This window comes from Seonamhaeicola maritimus (assembly GCF_008056315.1).
In the GTDB taxonomy this organism is placed as follows: domain Bacteria; phylum Bacteroidota; class Bacteroidia; order Flavobacteriales; family Flavobacteriaceae; genus Seonamhaeicola; species Seonamhaeicola maritimus.
In genome coordinates, this window is sequence record NZ_VRKQ01000008.1 from 734,168 (window position 1) to 752,952 (window position 18,785).

Below are 18,785 nucleotides of genomic sequence, written 5' to 3' on the forward strand. Positions count from 1 at the left end.
ATTTGTATATTTTTAGTTGATGCTTTTAAAGATTTTATTATCTTTAATCATATCCAAATTTAAATTTTATTGTAATTTGGATTTTCGTTACAAAACTAACGAAAAAAAATATGAGGGTTCTCCAAAAACGCCGTAATAAATTATTCGAATTTATTTTGAAGTTTTAGTGTGTTTTTAAGTAGGTTAATTAATATTTATTCAATTCATGTTAATAGCAAAAGATGACTTGCATTCTGCTCTTAAAAAATATTTTGGATTTAGTAAATTCAAAGGATTGCAAGAAGATGTTGTAGGAAGTATACTGTCAGGAAATCATACGTTTGTAATAATGCCAACAGGTGGTGGTAAATCACTCTGTTATCAATTGCCTGCATTAATGCAAGAGGGTACAGCTATTGTTGTATCTCCTTTAATTGCATTGATGAAAAACCAAGTAGATGCCATTAGAGGTGTTTCTAATGAAGAAGGGGTGGCACATGTGCTTAATTCATCATTAAATAAAACCGAGGTTAAACGAGTAAAAGAAGATATAACAAACGGCATTACAAAATTATTGTATGTAGCTCCAGAGTCTTTAACTAAAGACGAAAATGTAGATTTTTTAAAGACTGTTAAGGTGTCATTCATGGCTATTGATGAGGCCCATTGTATAAGTGAATGGGGTCATGATTTTAGACCAGAATACAGAAACCTTCGTCATATTATAGGAAGAATAGGTGAGAATATCCCAATTATTGGGTTAACCGCTACAGCAACACCTAAGGTTCAAGAAGATATTATAAAGAATCTGGGTATTTCTGGTGCAAAAACCTTCAAAGCATCATTTAATAGACCTAATTTATATTACGAAGTTAGACCGAAAACAAAAGATGTTGATGCAGATATTATAAGATTTGTAAAACAAAATGAAGGAAAGTCTGGTATTGTTTATTGCTTAAGTAGAAAACGTGTTGAAGAATTGGCACAGGTTTTACAGGTAAATGGTGTTAAGGCGGTACCTTATCATGCTGGTTTAGATGCTAAGACTAGATCTAGTCATCAAGATATGTTTTTGATGGAAGATATTGATGTGGTTGTTGCTACTATAGCCTTTGGAATGGGGATAGATAAACCAGATGTGCGTTTTGTAATTCATCATGATATACCTAAAAGTATTGAAAGTTATTACCAAGAAACTGGTAGAGCAGGGCGTGATGGTGGTGAAGGCCATTGTTTAGCATTTTATGCCTATAAAGACATTGAGAAATTAGAAAAATTCATGTCTGGCAAACCGGTGGCAGAACAAGAAATCGGTCATGCCTTATTACAAGAAGTGGTTGCGTTTGCAGAAACATCTATTTCCAGAAGAAAATTCATTTTGCACTATTTTGGTGAAGAGTTTGATACCAAGACTGGTGAAGGTGGTGATATGGATGATAATGTTAGGCATCCTAAAAAGAAACATGAAGCCAAAGATGATGTGGTTATTTTGTTAGAAACCATCGATAAAACTAATGAAAAGTATAAATCTAAAGACTTAGTTAATGTTATTGTTGGTAATGAAAATGCTCTTATAAATTCGCATAGAACCAATGAACAACCATTCTTTGGAAAAGGCAAGGACAAGGATAAAAAAATGTGGATGGCACTTTTAAGACAAGTTCTTATTGCGGGCTATCTTAAAAAAGATATTGAAACATATGGCGTTATAAAATTAAAAGATGAAGGAAGAGCTTTTATAAAAAAGCCAACATCTTTTATGATGACCGAAGATCATATTTTTGAAGGCGAGCAAGAAGATGGCACCATAATCACAGCAGCAAAAGGCGGTGGAGCCGTAGCCGATGAAACCCTTATGAATATGCTTAAAGATCTTCGGAAGAAGAATGCTAAGAAACTAGGTGTACCACCATTTGTTATATTCCAAGACCCTTCGCTAGAAGATATGGCGCTTAAGTATCCTATTTCATTAACAGAGCTTGGTAATGTTCACGGAGTTGGTGAGGGTAAAGCAAAAAAGTATGGTAAAGACTTTGTTGCTCTTATTTCTAATTATGTAGAAGAAAATGATATCATTCGTCCAGATGATTTAGTGGTTAAATCTACAGGTAGCAATTCTACTTTAAAACTTTACATCATTCAGAATATAGACCGTAAATTACCTTTAGATGATATCTCGTCTTCAAAAGGTATGGAAATGGAAGCGTTCATAAAAGCTATGGAAGCCATTGTCTATTCAGGTACCAAACTAAATATTAGTTATTGGATTGATGAAATTCTTGATGAAGACCAGCAAGAAGAAATTCATGAGTATTTTATGGAATCTGAAACCGATGATATTGATGACGCTATTGAAGAATTTGATGGCGATTATGATGATGAAGAACTACGTCTATACCGTATTAAATTTATAAGCGAAGTTGCCAATTAGTTAAATATTTATTTTGGCGTTACCTTCATCCTGAACTTGGTTCAGGACCTTAGGTCGGGCTTTCCGCTATATCTTTTCATTCTGTCATTCCTGCGGAGGCAGGAATCCATAATAAAAAGGATGCCGCTGCAATCCCTAACGCACCTATCTGCTTGCTTATTTTTAATACCGAATATTGTTTAATTTTTGATGGGTTCGTTTAACGGTTTGGCTATGAACATTATGTGAGCAAACTCGCGTTCGCTTTCCACTACGCACATAGCGAAATTTTACTGTTTTGATTTTTTGAAAACAAGTTGTCCGATGGGAATTAATTTAGTGCCAATCCCAGTTACGCTAACTTTATAAAAAAGATTTTGTTCTTCTAATACAACCTCTGCTGTTATGGGCCCCCGCTGATCTGGCATGTGAATGAGTGTAGTGACATAGAAAAAATACTCTTCGTTAGGATTAATCTTTGTTTGTAGTCCGGTCGGTTTATCGAAGTTATTGTCGAAAAAAGATCTTAAACCAGTAATGCCATAGTTATACGAAGATAGTTTGTCAACTCTCATGGCATCTGGAAGTAAAAATAATTTCAAGTAATTATCAGGAGGAGGGGAAATCGATAGTGAATCCGCAGGAAAATTTATTGAAAACTCCAATGGAGAATTAGTCTCATTGATTATACGGGTCCAGAATATTCCATGTCCATAGTGTGTTCCGGTGGAATCATCATATCCTCTTACCGCGTTTGGGTCTCTATCTCCGTCTATGTTTCCTCCACCTCTTGCTCCGCTGTTTTGTATTATTACTTCTTTTCCTTCAGAATCAGTATACTTAAACTCAGATTCAATAAATGAATTAGGAATATAGGTTTGCGTTTTTTGTCCCTTGTTTTTTGTTGAGTCAACGGTATCTGGCGTTGATTTGTCACTTTGTCCAAAGGAAAAAAATCCTGTAGTAGCCAAAATCAAAATGATTAGATTTTTTCTCATTTAGTTAGGTTTTTGGCTTGCGCACAATGCAAAGATAAAGTTCCGTTTCAATGAACTTTGTCGGTTGTTAAACTAAATTCGTGAATTTTTTTCACAAAGGCAAGAGGTTTGCTAAGGTATAAACACTTGTTAAAATCCATGTAATCAAGGTGTAAAAATTATCATGCTTTCCCTATATTTGCACTTTCTTAAAAATTAGAACAATGCAAGACGGATTATACGCAAAATTCAATACAACAAAAGGTGAAATTTTAGTAGCTTTAGAATACAAAAAAACTCCTGGTACAGTAGGAAACTTTGTTGCCTTAGCAGAAGGTAATTTAGAAAACTCAGTGAAGCCACAGGGAACACCTTATTATGATGGATTAAAATTCCACAGAGTAATTCCAGATTTTATGATTCAAGGTGGCTGTCCTCAAGGTAGTGGTTCCGGAAACCCTGGTTACCAATTTGATGATGAGTTTCATCCAGAATTAAAGCATGATGGCCCTGGTGTGTTATCTATGGCTAATGCGGGTCCTGGTACTAACGGAAGTCAATTTTTCATTACACATGTTGAAACACCGTGGTTAGATAATAATCATACTGTTTTTGGTAAAGTAGAAAACGGGCAAGATATAGTTGATGCTATTGCTCAAGGTGATGAAATTGAAACATTAGAGATTGTAAGAGTAGGAGCAGAGGCAGAAGCTTATAATGCTATTGAAGCGTTTAGAACTTTTGAAGGTTCTAGAGCAAAAAGAGAAGAGGAAGAAAAAGCCAAGGCTGAAGAAGCATTAGAAAAATTAGCTTCAGGTTTTGAAAAAACAGAAAGTGGATTAAGATATCAAATCATCCAAAAGGGTGATGGTGCAAAAGCAGAAAAAGGTAAAACGGTTTCTGTGCATTATAAAGGTCAATTAGCAGATGGAACGGTTTTCGATTCGTCTTATAAAAGAAACCAGCCTATTGATTTTCCATTAGGAGTTGGTCAGGTAATTCTAGGTTGGGATGAAGGGGTTCAACTTTTAAGCGTTGGAGATAAAGCTAGATTCGTTATTCCAAGTAATTTAGGTTACGGAAGTAGAGGAGCAGGAGGTGTAATTCCTCCAAACGCAACATTAATTTTTGATGTTGAGTTAATGAGCGTGAAATAAATTCACCATATTTTTACGATATTATTAGCACCTCATTTGAGGTGCTTTTTTTATCTTTAAGCATGACAAATCAAGAACTAGAAAAATTAAAATATCCTATTGGGCAGTTTGAATGTCCTGATACAATTTCAGACGAACATATTGCGAGTTGGATTTCAACTTTAGAAACTTTTCCTATTCGTTTTGAAGCTTTAGTTAAGCATTTAACAAAAGAACAACTTGATACTCAATACAGGCCAGATGGTTGGACTATAAGACAAGTGGTACATCATGTGGCTGATAGTCATCATCATAGTTATACAAGGTTTAAATGGGCACTAACCGAAGATAAACCTGTTATAAAAGCATACAACGAAGCAGATTGGGCAGAATTATGTGATAGTAAAAATGACCCCATTCAAATGTCTTTAGAGCATGTTAAGGCTATTCATTATAAGTTGGTAAATTTACTTAAGCAACTATCAAAAGAAGACTTGAACAAATGCTTTATTCACCCAGAAACAAATTCAGAAGTTTTACTGTCTTACAATATTGGTAATTATGCGTGGCATAGTAACCACCATTACGCACATGTTGAAAATTTGCTTAAACAAAAAGGTTGGCTGTAAATGATTAGAGAGTTTCAGTTAGAGGATACGCAACAACTTCTAGACATCTATAATTACTACGTGCTGAATTCTGTGGTTACTTTTGATGATAAAGAACTTTCATTTGAACAATTCACTGAAAAGGTAAATAAAATAAATGCAGAATATCCCTTTTTAGTTTTTGAAGAAAATAATGAAATTTTGGGTTATGCCTATGGAAGTAGGTTTAGGCCTAAACCGGCTTATCAAAATACTGTAGAATCTACAATTTATTTAAAACATTCCATTCAAGGAAAAGGCATTGGTACAAAGTTATACTCAAAACTTATTGAGGTTTTAAAACAACAAAAACTACATATTGTTTTAGGCGTATTAACACTTCCAAATGAAGCTAGCGTAAAACTTCATGAAAAATTAGGGTTTAAAAAAGTAGCTCACCTAGAGGAGGTGGGTTTAAAGTTTGGTAAATGGCAAGATGTTGGTGTTTATCAGCTTAAACTTTCCACTTAATATTGCAGCCAATACTTGGTTTTTGTAAAGAAGTATTATCCGTACCTTCAATTAAACATTCTATAGCTTCCCTTAAATCATTACCATTTAGAGGTATACCGTTTTCTGGTCTAGAATCATCTAATTGACCTCTGTAAACTAGTTTTAAAGCCTCATCAAAAACATAAAAATCAGGTGTACAAGCAGCATCATAAGCTTTGGCAATATCTTGTGTTTCATCATATAAATAAGGAAACGAATAGCCTTCATTATTAGCATGAGCCTTCATTTTTTCAGGACTATCTTGAGGGTGATTAACTACATCATTGCTTGATATTGCTGCAAAACCAATTCCTTTTTCGGTATAGGTATTTGCAATAGATACAATTTCAGAATTTACATGAATTACAAAAGGGCAGTGGTTGCAGATAAACATTATAACCGTGCCTTTCTCGCCTTTAATTTGGTCAAGACTCAAAATGGAGTCTGTAACAGTATCTTCTAAAGAAAAGTTTGGTGCTTGCGTTCCTAAAGGAAGCATGTTTGAAGGTGTTCTGGCCATAAAATTTATCTTTATTCAAAGTTCGTGATAATTTGTATTTTTAAAAAATGAATGATACAATAACTTTTGAAGATTTCACTAAAGTAGATTTACGGGTTGGAACCATTATTGAAGTAAATGACTTTCCTGAAGCTAGAAATCCAGCATATAAATTAACCATAGATTTTGGTGACTTGGGAATAAAAAAATCTTCAGCTCAAATTACCAATTTATATAATAAGGAAGACTTAATGAACAGGCAAATTGTAGCGGTTTTAAATTTTCCCAAAAAACAAATTGGTAAATATATGAGTGAATGTTTGGTTTTAGGTGCAGTAAACGGAAAGGATGTAATTCTTTTGAATCCTGAAAACAATGTGAAAAACGGAAGCGTGGTATCATAATTTATGCAAGAACTAGACTCGGTTAAGATAAACTTTGATACTAATGGGCTTTGGGTGCTTAATATTGCATTGGCGGTTGTCATGTTCGGTGTTGCGCTAGGTATTACGCTAAACGATTTTAAAAACTTAATAAGGCAGCCTAAATTGGTATTGGTTGGAATTTTATCTCAATTTATATTATTACCTCTGTTAACTTTTTTAGTTGTATTACTAATAAAGCCACAACCAAGTATAGCTTTGGGCATGATGATGGTTGCTGCTTGCCCCGGAGGGAATATTTCAAACTTTATGACCCATTTGGCAAAAGGGAATACTGCTTTATCAATAAGTTTAACGGCTTTTGCAACTTTTTTCGCCATATTTATGACGCCTTTTAACTTTCAGTTTTATGGAAGTCTTTATGAACCTACGGCCCAATTATTAAAGGAGGTAGAGTTAAGCCCATTTGAATTGGTAAAGTTGGTAACCTTAATACTTGGTATTCCTTTGGTCTTTGGTATGGTGGTAAGAAACTATAATGAAAAGTTGGCTTTAAAACTTTCAAAAATTCTTAGACCATTATCCATAATTATTTTTGCGGCAATAGTAGTTATTGCATTCTCAAATAATTTGGACGTATTTAATGCCTATATTCATCATGTTTTGCTATTAGGTATTTCTCATAATATAGTTGCTATAACCTTAGGTTTTCTTGTGGCTAGCTTATTCGGGTTATCTTTTAAGAATAAAAAAACAATTGCTATTGAAACAGGTATTCAGAACTCGGGATTGGGATTGTTGCTTATTTTTACTTTTTTTAATGGTTTGGGAGGAATGGCAATTTTAGCTGCCTTTTGGGGAATTTGGCACATAATTTCTGGTTTATTGTTGGCTTTTTATTGGTCTAACAAAAATGGTAATTCATAATATTTGAAAAAACTTTGGTTACATAGTGTACGAGTTTATTTAAGGTTAGGAATGTTCTTTTACTTTAAAAAAGTAGTGGTTCATAATATAGAAAACATTCCTAAAGATAAGCCTGTTTTATTATTAGGAAATCATCAAAATGCATTATTAGATCCTCTTTTAATTGCTACAAAAGGAAGTCGATTTTCATTCTTTTTAACCAGAGCAGCAGTTTTTAAAAAGAAGTTTATCAGCAATTTATTGGGTAGTTTACAGATGTTACCTGTTTATAGAATTAGAGATGGATGGAATAATTTGGCAAATAACAATGCCATTTTTGAAACTTGTTCTGAGTTATTGAAAGATGGTGAAGTTATTGTAATCTTTCCTGAAGGAAATCATAATTTGGCTAGACGTGTTAGACCTTTAAGTAAAGGATTTACAAGAATTGTTTTCGATACATTAGAAAAATACCCTGATTTAGATTTACAATTGGTTCCAGTTGGTTTAAACTATGTACATGCCGCAAAGTTTTCTGATAGTGCAGCTTTGTTTTTTGGAAAACCTATTTCTGCAAAGGAATTTACGAGTGATAATAGAAATGAAGGAGTTGTTAAATTAAAATCTAAGATTCAAATCGAGTTAATGAAACTAACAACACATATTCCATCAGAGAATTACGAGAGTGATTTATTGTTATTACAAGATTTGAACGTTGATTTTTTAAACCCTCAAGAGGTTAACTCTTGTATTGCAAATAATTTTAATGATTGTAAGGTTAAGCCTAAATCTAAATTTCAATTTTTAAAAAGAGTTTTCAAGATTTTGCTAATTATTAATTTGATTATTCCCTATGCAGTTTGGAAGTTTTTCGCAGAACCTAAGGTTGTTGACTTGGAGTTTAAATCTACCTTCAGGTTTACTATAGCTTTAACATTAGTGCCTATTTGGCTTTTAGTAATAACAATGCTCTTGGTATTATATTTTAGTTGGGCTATTGGGCTATTCTATTTATCTTTTAGTTTGGTTTTAGCACTTTTGGCTATTAAATGGTAATAAAAAAACCGCTATACAATGTATAACGGTTTTTTTAAATAATCTTTTAACTTTGATTATATATCATCAAAATTCACATCCGTAAAACTTTCAGTCGTTTTCAATGTATCTTCTGTTTCTGATTTAGCCGACTCATAATCATTATTATATTCTTTTTTAAAGTCCTTTTGGTGACGCTCACTAATGACTTCGTCTCCTTTTTGTTCAATAATATAATCTGTCATTTCAGCTAAAATACTCCTAAACTCAGAAAAGTCTTCTTTGTAAATATATATCTTATGCTTTTTATAATGGAATGACCCATCTTCATTTGTAAACTTTTTACTTTCAGTAATAGTTAAGTAATAGTCATCTGCTTTAGTAGCTCTTACGTCAAAAAAGTACGTACGTCTTCCGGCTCTCAATACCTTAGAAAAAATCTCTTCTCTCTCCATCATATCATTGTTATTCATATGTTAAATAAAAAATAGTTCAATTGTCGTTTGCGTATCAAAAATCTAAAAAAAACAGTTACTAACCAACAAAATATAAGGTTTCTTTTTCAAATCTTCTTTTTTATTGAATTTAATTTAATGCTTTAATAAGTTAAAAATCTGATTTAAAGTTTATTTAGATGAAGTTTCGCTAATTTGCTTTAGGTAAAGGTGCTTGTAATAACCTTCAACATTTATAAGAGTATCATGGGTTCCTTCTTGAACTATTTTGCCATCTTCAAGTACAATAATCTTATCTGCATTTTTTGCTGATGACACCCTATGACTCACAATTATAGAGGTTTTATCTTTTGAAACTTTGTTTAGATTTTTTAATATTTTCTCTTCCGTTTCTGTGTCCACTGCTGAAAGGCAATCATCAAACAATAATATTTTTGGCGATTTAATAATAGCTCTGGCAATTGAAACACGTTGTTTTTGTCCACCAGAAAGTGTGATTCCACGTTCTCCTAAAACGGTGTCATAACCATTATTAAACTTGACAATGTTTTTGTGCACTTGGGCATTTTTGGCAGCTTGAATCACTTCTTCATCTGTAGCTTCTTCTTTACCAAATTTTATATTATTCTTAATGCTATCAGAAAACAAAAAGGCATCTTGCGGTACATAACCTATACTATCTCTTAAATTATATAGATTATGATTTTGAATATTGGTGTTGTTTACTGAAATATTACCTCTGTCAATATCATAAAGCCGTCCTATTAAATCTAAAATGGTAGATTTTCCTGACCCTGTTTTCCCTAAGATTGCTAGTGTTTCTCCTTCTTTTACACTAAAACTTATTCCTTTTAAGGCTTGAATATTAGTGTCATCATAAGTAAAGGATACATTTTTAAAATCAATATCTCCGGTAATTTCAGTTGAGGTTTCAACGGTGTTTTTTATTTCAGGTTCTATTTTTAAAAACTCATTAATACGTTTCTGAGATGCCTCTGCTTGTTGAACAATAGAGGTTACCCAACCAACTGTTGCTACTGGCCATGTGAGCATATTTACATAAATTATAAACTCGGCAATGGTTCCTAAACTCTCAATTTCGCCATTAATATATTGCATACCACCAAAGTAAATAACTAGTAAATTGCTTGTTCCAATGAGTAATATCATCATAGGAAAAAACCAAGCTTGAACTTTAGTAAGATTCACTTGCTTTTCTTTACTTTCAATAGCCAAGGATTTAAAGTTTGAAGCCGTTTGAGGTTCAATTCCATAAGCTTTAATAACTGAGATTCCACTAAACGATTCTTGGGTATAAGTTGATAGTTTAGACAGATATTCTTGGACAATAGTACTTCTTTTATGAATTTCTCTACTTAGTTTATAAATAATTACGGAAAGTATCGGAAGAGGTAAAATGGTATATAGAGTAAGTGTAGGAGCAGCTTTAAACATGTAAATAAGGGCTACAACAAAAAGCGCAATAGTGTTTATACTGTACATTATGGCAGGACCTGCATACATACGTACCCTTCCAACATCTTCGGTGATTCGATTCATTAAATCACCTGTTCTATTCTTTTTATAGAAGTTTAAAGACAACTTTTGATACTGTTCATAGATTTCATTTTTTAAATCGAATTCTATATAGCGAGACACATTAATAATGGTTTGCCTCATAAAAAAAGTTAGTATAGCAGCAATTAAAGCTGCTCCTATTATCCAAAGAATAGCTTCAGCAAGTTCAGATTTAAAAACATCATTAGTAATGGTTTTGTCATTAAACCGCTCAATAGCAACAAAAATCTTTTTAACATATCTTGGAGTATATAGTAAAAATATTCTAGCAGCAACCGTAATAATACTACCTAATAACAGATGGGTTTTATACTTTAAAAAGTACTTATTTAAATGTTGTAATTCTTTCATTTATCATTCTCAGCAATGAAAGCAAATATAGGGTATATAAATATATAAATGACTTTAACCATTGTTTGTAATTGTTAAAAATACTTTAAAATATTAGGAGCAATTATTAAAAATAAAATGAAGTTTCTTTCCGAAATAATATTATTTTTGCGTCGTCAAAAGGAGGTAGAGGTTTAGCTCCATTTAATTTAAGTTCTTTGTAATTATGCTAAATAGAAGACATATTCGTATAAAAGTCATGCAAACTTTGTATGCCTTTAGAGGAAGTGAAAGTGATGATTTTAGTAAAGACCAGAAATTTCTATTGTTTAGTATAGATAATATGTACAACTTATACCTTTTGTTAATCTCATTACTTCTAGAGGTTAAAAAAAGAGCTGAAATAGATTTAAGCAAAAAGCAAAAAAAGCACCTTGCAACAGCTGAAGATAAAGACCCTAATAAGAAGTTTGTTAATAATCAATTACTTGAGCTTTTAAGTAGTAATTCGGAACTTAAAAGTCAAATGGAGTCACATGAAATCACTAATTGGGAATTAGATACTGAGTATGTTGAAGTTGTTTTTAAATCAATTACTTCAAGCGAGTTGTATAAAGAATATATGGAGACTCGAGTGTCTGATTTTAAAGAAGACAAGACGTTTATAATTGATGTTTTTAAAGAAGTAATTGCACCAAACGAAAAACTTTACGAATACATTGAGGATAAGAATTTAACTTGGTTGGATGATCTTCCAATTGTAAACACAGCTATTTTAAAACTTTTAAGAAAGGTTAAGCATTCTACCCAAGAAGCTCATTTTACTCCCAAATTATATAAAGAGGATGATGATAAGCAGTTTGCAATTGATTTGTTTAAGAAGACTTTATTAAATAGGTCTTCTTTGAATAATGAAATAGAAAAGAAAACGAAAAACTGGGATGCTGATAGAATTGCAGATGTAGATTATGTATTGCTTCAAATGGCAATAAATGAACTTCAAAACTTTCCGTCAATTCCTGTAAAGGTAACTATAAATGAGTATTTAGAGATTGCAAAGGAGTACTCAACACCAAAGAGCAGCATTTTTATAAATGGTATTTTGGATAAACTTGTAAAAGAGTTTAGAGAAGCTGGAACATTAAATAAAATGGGGCGTGGGTTACTATAAAATCTTGTTAAGAAGTCATTAAAAATTTTTAATCGGTTAAATTATTACTATTTTTACCACGCTTAACTTAAAAAAGGTACAATAATGAAAAAACTAATATTAGGATTAAGTGCTATTTGTTTAATAGCCTTTACATCTTGCAAAGAAAATGCTGCTAAGAAAATTGAAGCAAGTAATCTTGCTGAAGCAGCTGAAAGAGATGCCAATGCCTCTAAATTTCCTGTGATTGAGTTTGATAAAACAGAACATGACTTTGGGGAAATTGAAGCTAAAAAATCGGTATCTACAATTTTTAAATACAAAAATACAGGAGATGCACCATTAGTAATTACAGAAATTAAAAGTTCTTGTGGTTGTACTGTGCCTCAAGATTGGAGCAGAGAACCTTTAGCTCCAGGAGCTTCTGGAGAATTTTCAGTAAAGTTTAATGGTAGTGGTACTAATAAAGTATCAAAAACCATTACTGTTACTGCAAATACTGAAAAAGGAAAAGAAACTGTAAAAATATCGGCATTTGTAAAACCAGACCCAAATGCTAAAAAACCAGCTGTTAAAAGCTAAATATATACAATAATGGGAGAAGGAATTGGGGCATTTATGCCATTTATTTTAATGTTTGTAGTAGTGTATTTCTTTATGATTGCACCTCAAATGAAAAAAGCAAAAAAGGAAAAGAAATTTGCTGCAGAACTTAAAAAGGGAGACAGAGTAATTACCAAAAGTGGTTTACACGGTAAGATTTTAGAATTGAATGAGAAAGATGGAACCTGTGTTATGGAGACCATGTCTGGAAAGCTAAAATTAGAACGTACTGCCATTTCAATGGAGATGAGCACCAAATTAAATGCTCCCGCTAAATAAGAAATTAAAGCTTACAGAAAAAGGGCTTCCTAATGGAAGCCCTTTTTAATTCTTTATTTTGGACTACTGTAATAAATCCTCAACAGAAAGGTAGCGTTCACCAGTATCATAATTCATAGTTAAGATAGTTTCGCTTCCATTTAGAGTTTTTAATTGTTTTCTTACTGCGGCTAAAGATGCTCCGGTTGAAATTCCAACAAGAATTCCTTCTGTTTTAGCAATGTTTTTAACTTCTGCAAAAGCTTCGTCTTTTGTAATTCTAACTGCACCATCAATTAAATTAGGATCGAATACTTCTGGGATAAAACCTGGTCCTATTCCTTGTAAAGGGTGGGGTCCTGGTTCACCACCTGAGATTATTGCAGAGTCATCTGGTTCTACTGCTAAGACCTTTATATTAGTAAGTTTTTCTTTTAAAACTTTAGAGATTCCAGTAATATGTCCTCCAGTACCAACGCCGGTAATTAAGTAGTCTATACCTTCAGGAAAATCATTGGTAATTTCTATAGCTGTTGTTCTTTGATGAATTTCTGGATTAGCTTGATTAGTAAATTGTGAAGGCATCCACGCTTTTTTGTTATTGGCAACTAATTCATCGGCCTTTGCTAAAGTACCACCTAAGCCTTCTTCTTTTGGAGTTAATACTAAATTAGCTCCATAAGCCGCCATTAATGCCCGTCGCTCAACGGACATTGACTCGGGCATTACCAATGTAAGTTTATACCCTTTTACCGCAGCAACCATAGCCAAACCAATACCTGTGTTCCCTGATGTAGGCTCTATAATTTCCGTGTCTTCTTTAATAATATTTCTTTTTTCAGCATCCTCAATCATAGCTAGAGCTATTCTATCTTTAATGCTACCCCCCGGATTTGCTTTTTCAAGTTTCATCCAAACATTTGCTTCAGGAAACAAACTGTTTAACTTCACTACAGGGGTGTTTCCTATACTCTCTAGAATGTTGTTGAATTTCATAATTTATGGTTTAATAGTTAAGGTTTAATATTTAGCAGTTTTTGTATTTATCATGTAAACCAACACCTTGTAAAATCATAGGCGTAATTTTCAGAATACGACTTTGTTTGGTGGCTTCACGTTTAGCAGTTTGAATATAATCACAATACTCACGTGGCTTGTATGGAGTTAATGAATCGAAAGAACTTTTGAGTTCATTATTTGATTCAAATAGTTTTTTTAGCTCTTCAGGAATTAAAGTTTCTTTTTTTGATCTATCTGGTTTTACTTCTTTGCCTAATTTTTGATTTTCAATGGCTTCCATTACGTATTGTAAAACAACTTTTTTATTAACTTCACCGATGGATGTGAACTTAAGTTGCCTCATGGCTTTAGTTTTACCATCTTGCGCATTTCTTAAGATTTTATGTTCATCTTTAAGAAAAACACCATTAAAAAACCAAATTCCAAAGTGGTCTTTGAATGCACCAATACCACAAACATTTTTCCCCTTAATTGTATAGGTTGGGATACTCCACTTTAAGGTTTCTTCTAATTCAGTAGAAATTATAATAGATCTAAGAAGAGACAGAGCTTCAGACCATTTAGAATTTGTTTCTATATATTCCTCGACAGAATTTACTTTTCTCACTTCTAAAATTTAGTTTACTGGTTTTTGAGCTGTTAATTCAGCAATTTTACAAATCACCTCAGTAGCTTTAATCATGCTTTCAACTGGCACGTATTCATAGCGACCATGAAAATTATGTCCGCCAGCAAAAATATTAGGACAAGGTAATCCCATATAGCTTAATTGAGAGCCATCTGTACCTCCTCTTATGGCTTTTATTAAAGGCGTAATGCCAATTTCTTTCATTGCTTGTTCAGCAATGTCAACAATATGCAAAACAGGTTCTATCTTTTCACGCATATTGTAGTATTGATCCTTTATTTCTGTAACAATTACTTCACTTCCGTATTGATTGTTAAGTTCATCTGTAAGTTTTTGCATGACTTCTTTGCGTGCCTCAAAATGTTTTCTATCGTGATCTCTTATAATATATTCCAAAGTAGTTTCTTCAACTTTTCCCTTTACGGCACATAAATGAAAAAAGCCTTGATAGCCTTCTGTGTGTTCAGGTGTTTCCATCCGAGGAAGTGAATTTATAAATTCCGTTGCGATATACATAGAATTAATCATTTTCCCTTTAGCATATCCTGGGTGTACAATCTTCCCTTTTACATTTACAACTGCACCAGCAGCATTAAAGTTTTCATACTCTAACTCTCCAATTTGACTACCATCCATTGTATAAGCCCAATCTGCTCCAAACTTTTTTACATCAAATTTGTGAGCTCCTCTTCCAATTTCCTCGTCTGGAGTAAATCCCACCCTAATTCTACCATGTTTAATTTCAGGATTTTTAATTAAGTATTCCATAGCCGAAACAATTTCACAAATACCAGCTTTATCATCTGCTCCTAATAGCGTAGTTCCATCAGTAGTGATTAAGGTTTGACCAATATAAAGTCGTAGATCTTCAAAATAATCGGGAGAAAGAACAATTTGCTCTTCTTTGTTGAGTAAAATATCGCCTCCTAAATAATTTTTATGTATTTGAGGGTTTACATTGGCTCCAGTAAAATCAGGAGAAGTATCAAAATGAGCAATAAATCCGATGGTGGGAACATCAAGCTCGACATTACTTGGTAGGGTTGCCATGACGTAAGCATTTTCATCAATACTTACCTCTTGCATGCCAATAGTTTTAAGCTCTTCGGCCAATTTATTGGCTAAATTCCATTGCTTTTTAGTACTTGGTGTTGTGTCAGAATTTGGGTCTGATTCCGTATCTATTGTAACGTAGTTTATAAACCGATTGGTAATATGTTCTTTAGAAATCATTTGAGTATGGTGTGATTTTTTTGGATGTTAAACTGAAAAAAATTGTAGATCTAAGGAGTCTCTAAAATACGACTAAAAACGCTTTGATTTTATAAATCACTTCATTTTTTATTTACATTAATTCGGAGTATTTTTGCACAAATAATAGAGATGTATAAATTATTGCTTCGACCTGTATTCTTTTTATTCGACCCTGAAAGGATACATCATTTCACATTTTCAATAGTAAAAGCTGCTTGTAAAATACCTGGGATGTCTTGGTTGTTTAGGAATTTGTATGCTTTAGAAGATGAGCGATTGGAAAGAAACCTTTTTGGGCTTTCGTTTAAAAATCCTGTTGGATTAGCTGCTGGTTTTGATAAAAATGCAATATTGTATAATGAGCTGTCAAATTTTGGGTTTGGTTTTATTGAAATAGGAACTGTTACACCTAAAGGACAATCTGGCAACCCTAAAAAGAGATTGTTTAGACTAAAAGATGATAAAGGGATAATTAACAGAATGGGGTTCAATAATGAAGGTGTTGAGGCTGCTGTTGAACAATTAAAGAAAAATAAAGGTAAATTAATTGTTGGAGGAAATATTGGTAAAAATACAGCCACGAAACCAGAGGATTATACCAAAGATTACTTAGAGTGCTTTAATTGGCTACATCCTTATGTGGACTATTTTGTTCTTAATGTTAGTTGCCCTAATGTAGGGAGTCATGCTAAACTAAACGATAAAGATTATTTGGAAGAGTTGATAGGAGAAGTTCAGAAAGCTAATACTATGTTTAAAACTCAAAAGCCAATTCTTTTAAAAATAGCTCCGGATTTAAATCATGGGCAGTTAGATGAAATAATAGCACTGGTAAATGACACTAATTTAGATGGAGTAATAGCCAGTAATACCTCGGTAGATAGAACTGGTTTGAAAGCTTCAAAAGATAGATTAGAGGCCATTGGAAATGGTGGCTTAAGTGGTAAACCTATAAGAGATAAGAGTACAAAAGTGATTAAATATCTGACTGAAAAAAGTGATAAAGCTTTTCCTGTCATTGGGGTTGGCGGCATACATTCAGCTGAAGATGCTCTTGAGAAGATAGAAGCAGGAGCAGATTTAGTTCAGATTTATACAGGGTTTATTTATGAAGGACCTAGTTTAATTAAACAAATTAACAAAGCTTTACTGAACAAGTAATTTTTGCGTTTTACTAGAGCCTTCTTTGGTAATTGTCTTCATTAAATACATTCCAGAACTTAAATTAGATATATCTAAACTCATGCTTTTTAAGGGTGTAATCTTAAATTTTTTTATAAACTGCCCGCTAACAGAATACATTATAACATCTTGTAAATTGATATCTTGTTGATTGGAAATATTAATTCTGCCTTTGGCAGGATTAGGATAAAAACTTAATTCATTCAACTCTTTATCTGATGTATTCAAAACAGATTTTAATGTTATTGTAATAGTTCCAATTTTTTTTGCATTAAATGGCGTTGTATTTGACCGACTGGTAATAATACCTTGGGGGTTTGTGTCTGGGTTGCTTAATTTGTAATCGCTCCCTTCTTCTGTTCCAGCATCATAAGGAAAGAGGTCTATTGTAGCTGTAGAAACCCACGAACCACCATTTCTTAAATCATAACTATTTATGGCAATAAACCAATCAGGAGTAGGGGCAATCATAGAAGCTAATGTTAGTAAAGGATAGTTTTCACTTACCTGTAAATCAATTATAGAAATAGTACCCTTTGCTGTACCTAGTCCACCGCCATTTATAAATTGATCTGCATCAGAGTTTGATGACACTTCTGTTTGAAAAGTACCAAAAGATCCAGTTTCGGCAACAGACTCAATACCGGCGGAAGCCATTTGACCCATTTCTAAAAATGTATTTGCGCTTGCATGAGTTGCTCCTACCAAAGAAGACCAGTGGGCACCATCGGGTAATGCAATGGTACTACATCCGCTTAAGGCGTCATTTGATTCAGAATCCCAAATACTTTCAAAAACAATGTCATAGCTAGCAACGCTTTGACTGAATGATAAATAAGAGGCTAAAAGAATGAAGGTAGATAATACAGTAATTTTTTTCATTGCATTTTTTTACATTTATAAGTCTTGGAGATTATGATTGCCTTACAAAAAATAGTATTATTTTTAGGCTTGAAATCAAACTAGTATATGCCCGATAACATCAAAATTATTGAGTGTCCGCGTGATGCTATGCAAGGAATAAAGCAATTTATACCTACAGAGCAGAAAGTGCAATATATTCAGGCTTTATTACGAGTAGGTTTTGATACTATAGATTTTGGTAGCTTTGTGTCTCCCAAAGCCATTCCTCAAATGGTAGATACTGCAAAGGTGTTATCACAGCTAGATTTAAGTAGCACTGCTAGTAAATTACTGGCTATAGTGGCTAATGTTCGTGGCGCTCAAAATGCTTGTTTGCACCCTGAGATTAATTATTTGGGTTATCCATTTTCAATTTCTGAGAATTTCCAAATGAGGAATACTCATAAGACCATTACCCAATCGGTTGATATTCTAAATGATATTTTAGAGTTGGCGGATAAATCAAACAAGGAGTTAGTTGTCTATATATCTATGGGTTTTGGTAACCCTTATGGAGATCCTTGGAATGTTGATATTGTGAGTGAGTGGACAGAACGTTTTAATAAAATGGGCGTTCAAATTTTATCGTTAAGTGATACTATTGGGAGCTCTACACCCCAGAGTATTTTTCATTTATATTCTAATTTAATTCCTCAATACTCACATATAGAGTTTGGTGCACATTTACATACAACTCCTAGTAAATGGTTCGAAAAGGTAGATGCTGCATTTAATGCTGGTTGTCATCGTTTTGATGGTGCTGTTCAAGGGTTTGGCGGCTGCCCTATGGCTAAAGATGAACTTACAGGTAATATGCCAACAGAAAAGTTACTTTCCTATTTTACTTCAAAGCAACTTAATAGCCTTAATGCATTAAGTTTTGAAAGTGCTTTTAATGAAGCATCCAAGATTTTTAAAAATTATTTTTAACTATAAATAGCTTGTTTTTAGATTGTTAAA

At 32.9% G+C, this 18,785-nt stretch carries 20 protein-coding genes; 12 read left to right on the forward strand and 8 right to left on the reverse strand.

Annotation, left to right across the window (positions count from 1 at the left end; translation table 11 throughout):
- Positions 1-205 precede the first annotated feature (205 nt).
- Complete coding sequence (locus FUA22_RS03105) at positions 206-2,410, forward strand: ATP-dependent DNA helicase RecQ (protein ID WP_147766374.1); 2,205 nt, start codon at positions 206-208, stop codon at positions 2,408-2,410.
- Between the two features lie 269 nt (positions 2,411-2,679).
- Here FUA22_RS03105 and FUA22_RS03110 read toward each other — a convergent pair whose 3' ends face one another.
- Positions 2,680-3,387, reverse strand: coding sequence for a hypothetical protein (locus tag FUA22_RS03110; protein ID WP_147766375.1), 708 nt, complete (start codon positions 3,385-3,387; stop codon positions 2,680-2,682).
- Positions 3,388-3,590: 203 nt separating this feature from the next.
- Here FUA22_RS03110 and FUA22_RS03115 point away from each other — a divergent pair, with 203 nt between their 5' ends.
- From FUA22_RS03115 to FUA22_RS03125, 3 genes are all read left to right on the forward strand, one after another.
- Positions 3,591-4,523: a peptidylprolyl isomerase gene (locus FUA22_RS03115; RefSeq protein WP_147766376.1), complete on the forward strand. Its 933-nt coding sequence runs from the start codon at positions 3,591-3,593 to the stop codon at positions 4,521-4,523.
- 62 nt (positions 4,524-4,585) lie between these two features.
- Complete coding sequence (locus FUA22_RS03120) at positions 4,586-5,131, forward strand: YfiT family bacillithiol transferase (protein WP_147766377.1); 546 nt, start codon at positions 4,586-4,588, stop codon at positions 5,129-5,131.
- Positions 5,132-5,620: a GNAT family N-acetyltransferase gene (locus FUA22_RS03125; RefSeq protein WP_147766378.1), complete on the forward strand. Its 489-nt coding sequence runs from the start codon at positions 5,132-5,134 to the stop codon at positions 5,618-5,620. It begins immediately after the preceding gene.
- On the opposite strand, the gene FUA22_RS03130 is transcribed toward FUA22_RS03125, so the two are convergent.
- On the reverse strand, positions 5,604-6,161 hold the full coding sequence (locus FUA22_RS03130; protein WP_147766379.1) for a thioredoxin family protein: 558 nt from the start codon (positions 6,159-6,161) through the stop codon (positions 5,604-5,606). The genes FUA22_RS03125 and FUA22_RS03130 overlap by 17 nt on opposite strands.
- 47 nt (positions 6,162-6,208) lie before the next feature.
- On the opposite strand from FUA22_RS03130, the gene FUA22_RS03135 reads away from it, so the two are divergent.
- Genes FUA22_RS03135 through FUA22_RS03145 form a run of 3 tightly spaced genes read left to right on the forward strand, consistent with a single transcriptional unit; the run spans position 6,209 to position 8,485 of the window.
- Positions 6,209-6,544, forward strand: a complete 336-nt coding sequence (locus FUA22_RS03135) for a tRNA-binding protein (protein ID WP_147766380.1) — start codon at positions 6,209-6,211, stop codon at positions 6,542-6,544.
- Between the two features lie 3 nt (positions 6,545-6,547).
- Complete coding sequence (locus FUA22_RS03140; protein ID WP_147766381.1) at positions 6,548-7,450, forward strand: bile acid:sodium symporter family protein; 903 nt, start codon at positions 6,548-6,550, stop codon at positions 7,448-7,450.
- A 3-nt stretch (positions 7,451-7,453) separates the two neighbouring features.
- Positions 7,454-8,485, forward strand: a complete 1,032-nt coding sequence (locus FUA22_RS03145) for a lysophospholipid acyltransferase family protein (protein ID WP_241664739.1) — start codon at positions 7,454-7,456, stop codon at positions 8,483-8,485.
- 56 nt (positions 8,486-8,541) lie between these two features.
- Here the strand turns inward: FUA22_RS03145 and FUA22_RS03150 are convergent, their stop codons facing one another.
- Positions 8,542-8,937, reverse strand: a complete 396-nt coding sequence (locus FUA22_RS03150) for a PUR family DNA/RNA-binding protein (RefSeq protein ID WP_147766382.1) — start codon at positions 8,935-8,937, stop codon at positions 8,542-8,544.
- 153 nt (positions 8,938-9,090) lie between these two features.
- On the reverse strand, positions 9,091-10,848 hold the full coding sequence (locus tag FUA22_RS03155; protein WP_147766383.1) for an ABC transporter ATP-binding protein: 1,758 nt from the start codon (positions 10,846-10,848) through the stop codon (positions 9,091-9,093).
- Positions 10,849-11,053: 205 nt separating this feature from the next.
- On the opposite strand from FUA22_RS03155, the gene nusB reads away from it, so the two are divergent.
- The 3 genes from nusB to yajC all read left to right on the forward strand — a co-directional run bounded on the left by nusB (position 11,054) and on the right by yajC (position 12,859).
- Positions 11,054-11,998 (forward strand): transcription antitermination factor NusB, encoded by a 945-nt coding sequence (nusB, locus tag FUA22_RS03160; RefSeq protein ID WP_241664740.1) that lies wholly within the window; start codon positions 11,054-11,056, stop codon positions 11,996-11,998.
- A gap of 84 nt (positions 11,999-12,082) precedes the next feature.
- Complete coding sequence (locus FUA22_RS03165; RefSeq protein WP_147766384.1) at positions 12,083-12,559, forward strand: DUF1573 domain-containing protein; 477 nt, start codon at positions 12,083-12,085, stop codon at positions 12,557-12,559.
- 12 nt (positions 12,560-12,571) lie between these two features.
- Positions 12,572-12,859 carry a preprotein translocase subunit YajC gene (yajC, locus tag FUA22_RS03170; RefSeq protein ID WP_147766385.1) on the forward strand — a complete coding sequence of 96 codons (288 nt, stop codon included), beginning with the start codon at positions 12,572-12,574 and terminating at the stop codon, positions 12,857-12,859.
- A 63-nt stretch (positions 12,860-12,922) separates the two neighbouring features.
- Here the strand turns inward: yajC and cysK are convergent, their stop codons facing one another.
- The 3 genes from cysK to pepT are packed head-to-tail and all read right to left on the reverse strand — an operon-like array spanning position 12,923 to position 15,719.
- The gene (gene cysK / locus FUA22_RS03175) at positions 12,923-13,834 is read right to left on the reverse strand and encodes a cysteine synthase A (RefSeq protein WP_147766386.1); all 912 of its coding nucleotides are present in this window, start codon (positions 13,832-13,834) and stop codon (positions 12,923-12,925) included.
- A gap of 31 nt (positions 13,835-13,865) precedes the next feature.
- Positions 13,866-14,465: a YdeI/OmpD-associated family protein gene (locus FUA22_RS03180; RefSeq protein ID WP_147766387.1), complete on the reverse strand. Its 600-nt coding sequence runs from the start codon at positions 14,463-14,465 to the stop codon at positions 13,866-13,868.
- Positions 14,466-14,474: 9 nt separating this feature from the next.
- Positions 14,475-15,719 carry a peptidase T gene (pepT, locus tag FUA22_RS03185; protein ID WP_147766388.1) on the reverse strand — a complete coding sequence of 415 codons (1,245 nt, stop codon included), beginning with the start codon at positions 15,717-15,719 and terminating at the stop codon, positions 14,475-14,477.
- 150 nt (positions 15,720-15,869) lie between these two features.
- Between pepT and FUA22_RS03190 the strand changes: the two genes are divergently transcribed.
- The gene (locus FUA22_RS03190; RefSeq protein WP_147766389.1) at positions 15,870-16,901 is read left to right on the forward strand and encodes a quinone-dependent dihydroorotate dehydrogenase; all 1,032 of its coding nucleotides are present in this window, start codon (positions 15,870-15,872) and stop codon (positions 16,899-16,901) included.
- On the opposite strand, the gene FUA22_RS03195 is transcribed toward FUA22_RS03190, so the two are convergent.
- The gene (locus FUA22_RS03195; protein WP_147766390.1) at positions 16,887-17,804 is read right to left on the reverse strand and encodes a spondin domain-containing protein; all 918 of its coding nucleotides are present in this window, start codon (positions 17,802-17,804) and stop codon (positions 16,887-16,889) included. The two genes, FUA22_RS03190 and FUA22_RS03195, sit on opposite strands and share 15 nt — an antisense overlap.
- An 87-nt stretch (positions 17,805-17,891) precedes the next feature.
- Here FUA22_RS03195 and FUA22_RS03200 point away from each other — a divergent pair, with 87 nt between their 5' ends.
- A complete protein-coding gene (locus tag FUA22_RS03200; protein WP_147766391.1) occupies positions 17,892-18,755 on the forward strand; it encodes a hydroxymethylglutaryl-CoA lyase in 864 nt (287 codons plus the stop codon).
- The last annotated feature ends 30 nt before the right edge of the window (positions 18,756-18,785 follow it).

Excerpts from the sequence above, each read along its gene's own strand:
- FUA22_RS03105 (WP_147766374.1), top strand. The coding sequence starts at position 206 with ATGTTAATAGCAAAAGATGACTTGCATTCTGCTCTTAAAAAATATTTT.
- FUA22_RS03110 (WP_147766375.1), bottom strand. The coding sequence starts at position 3,387 with ATGAGAAAAAATCTAATCATTTTGATTTTGGCTACTACAGGATTTTTT.
- FUA22_RS03115 (WP_147766376.1), top strand. The coding sequence starts at position 3,591 with ATGCAAGACGGATTATACGCAAAATTCAATACAACAAAAGGTGAAATT.
- FUA22_RS03120 (WP_147766377.1), top strand. The coding sequence starts at position 4,586 with ATGACAAATCAAGAACTAGAAAAATTAAAATATCCTATTGGGCAGTTT.
- FUA22_RS03125 (WP_147766378.1), top strand. The coding sequence starts at position 5,132 with ATGATTAGAGAGTTTCAGTTAGAGGATACGCAACAACTTCTAGACATC.
- FUA22_RS03130 (WP_147766379.1), bottom strand. The coding sequence starts at position 6,161 with ATGGCCAGAACACCTTCAAACATGCTTCCTTTAGGAACGCAAGCACCA.
- FUA22_RS03135 (WP_147766380.1), top strand. The coding sequence starts at position 6,209 with ATGAATGATACAATAACTTTTGAAGATTTCACTAAAGTAGATTTACGG.
- FUA22_RS03140 (WP_147766381.1), top strand. The coding sequence starts at position 6,548 with ATGCAAGAACTAGACTCGGTTAAGATAAACTTTGATACTAATGGGCTT.
- FUA22_RS03150 (WP_147766382.1), bottom strand. The coding sequence starts at position 8,937 with ATGAATAACAATGATATGATGGAGAGAGAAGAGATTTTTTCTAAGGTA.
- FUA22_RS03155 (WP_147766383.1), bottom strand. The coding sequence starts at position 10,848 with ATGAAAGAATTACAACATTTAAATAAGTACTTTTTAAAGTATAAAACC.
- nusB (WP_241664740.1), top strand. The coding sequence starts at position 11,054 with ATGCTAAATAGAAGACATATTCGTATAAAAGTCATGCAAACTTTGTAT.
- FUA22_RS03165 (WP_147766384.1), top strand. The coding sequence starts at position 12,083 with ATGAAAAAACTAATATTAGGATTAAGTGCTATTTGTTTAATAGCCTTT.
- yajC (WP_147766385.1), top strand. The coding sequence starts at position 12,572 with ATGGGAGAAGGAATTGGGGCATTTATGCCATTTATTTTAATGTTTGTA.
- cysK (WP_147766386.1), bottom strand. The coding sequence starts at position 13,834 with ATGAAATTCAACAACATTCTAGAGAGTATAGGAAACACCCCTGTAGTG.
- pepT (WP_147766388.1), bottom strand. The coding sequence starts at position 15,719 with ATGATTTCTAAAGAACATATTACCAATCGGTTTATAAACTACGTTACA.
- FUA22_RS03190 (WP_147766389.1), top strand. The coding sequence starts at position 15,870 with ATGTATAAATTATTGCTTCGACCTGTATTCTTTTTATTCGACCCTGAA.
- FUA22_RS03195 (WP_147766390.1), bottom strand. The coding sequence starts at position 17,804 with ATGAAAAAAATTACTGTATTATCTACCTTCATTCTTTTAGCCTCTTAT.
- FUA22_RS03200 (WP_147766391.1), top strand. The coding sequence starts at position 17,892 with ATGCCCGATAACATCAAAATTATTGAGTGTCCGCGTGATGCTATGCAA.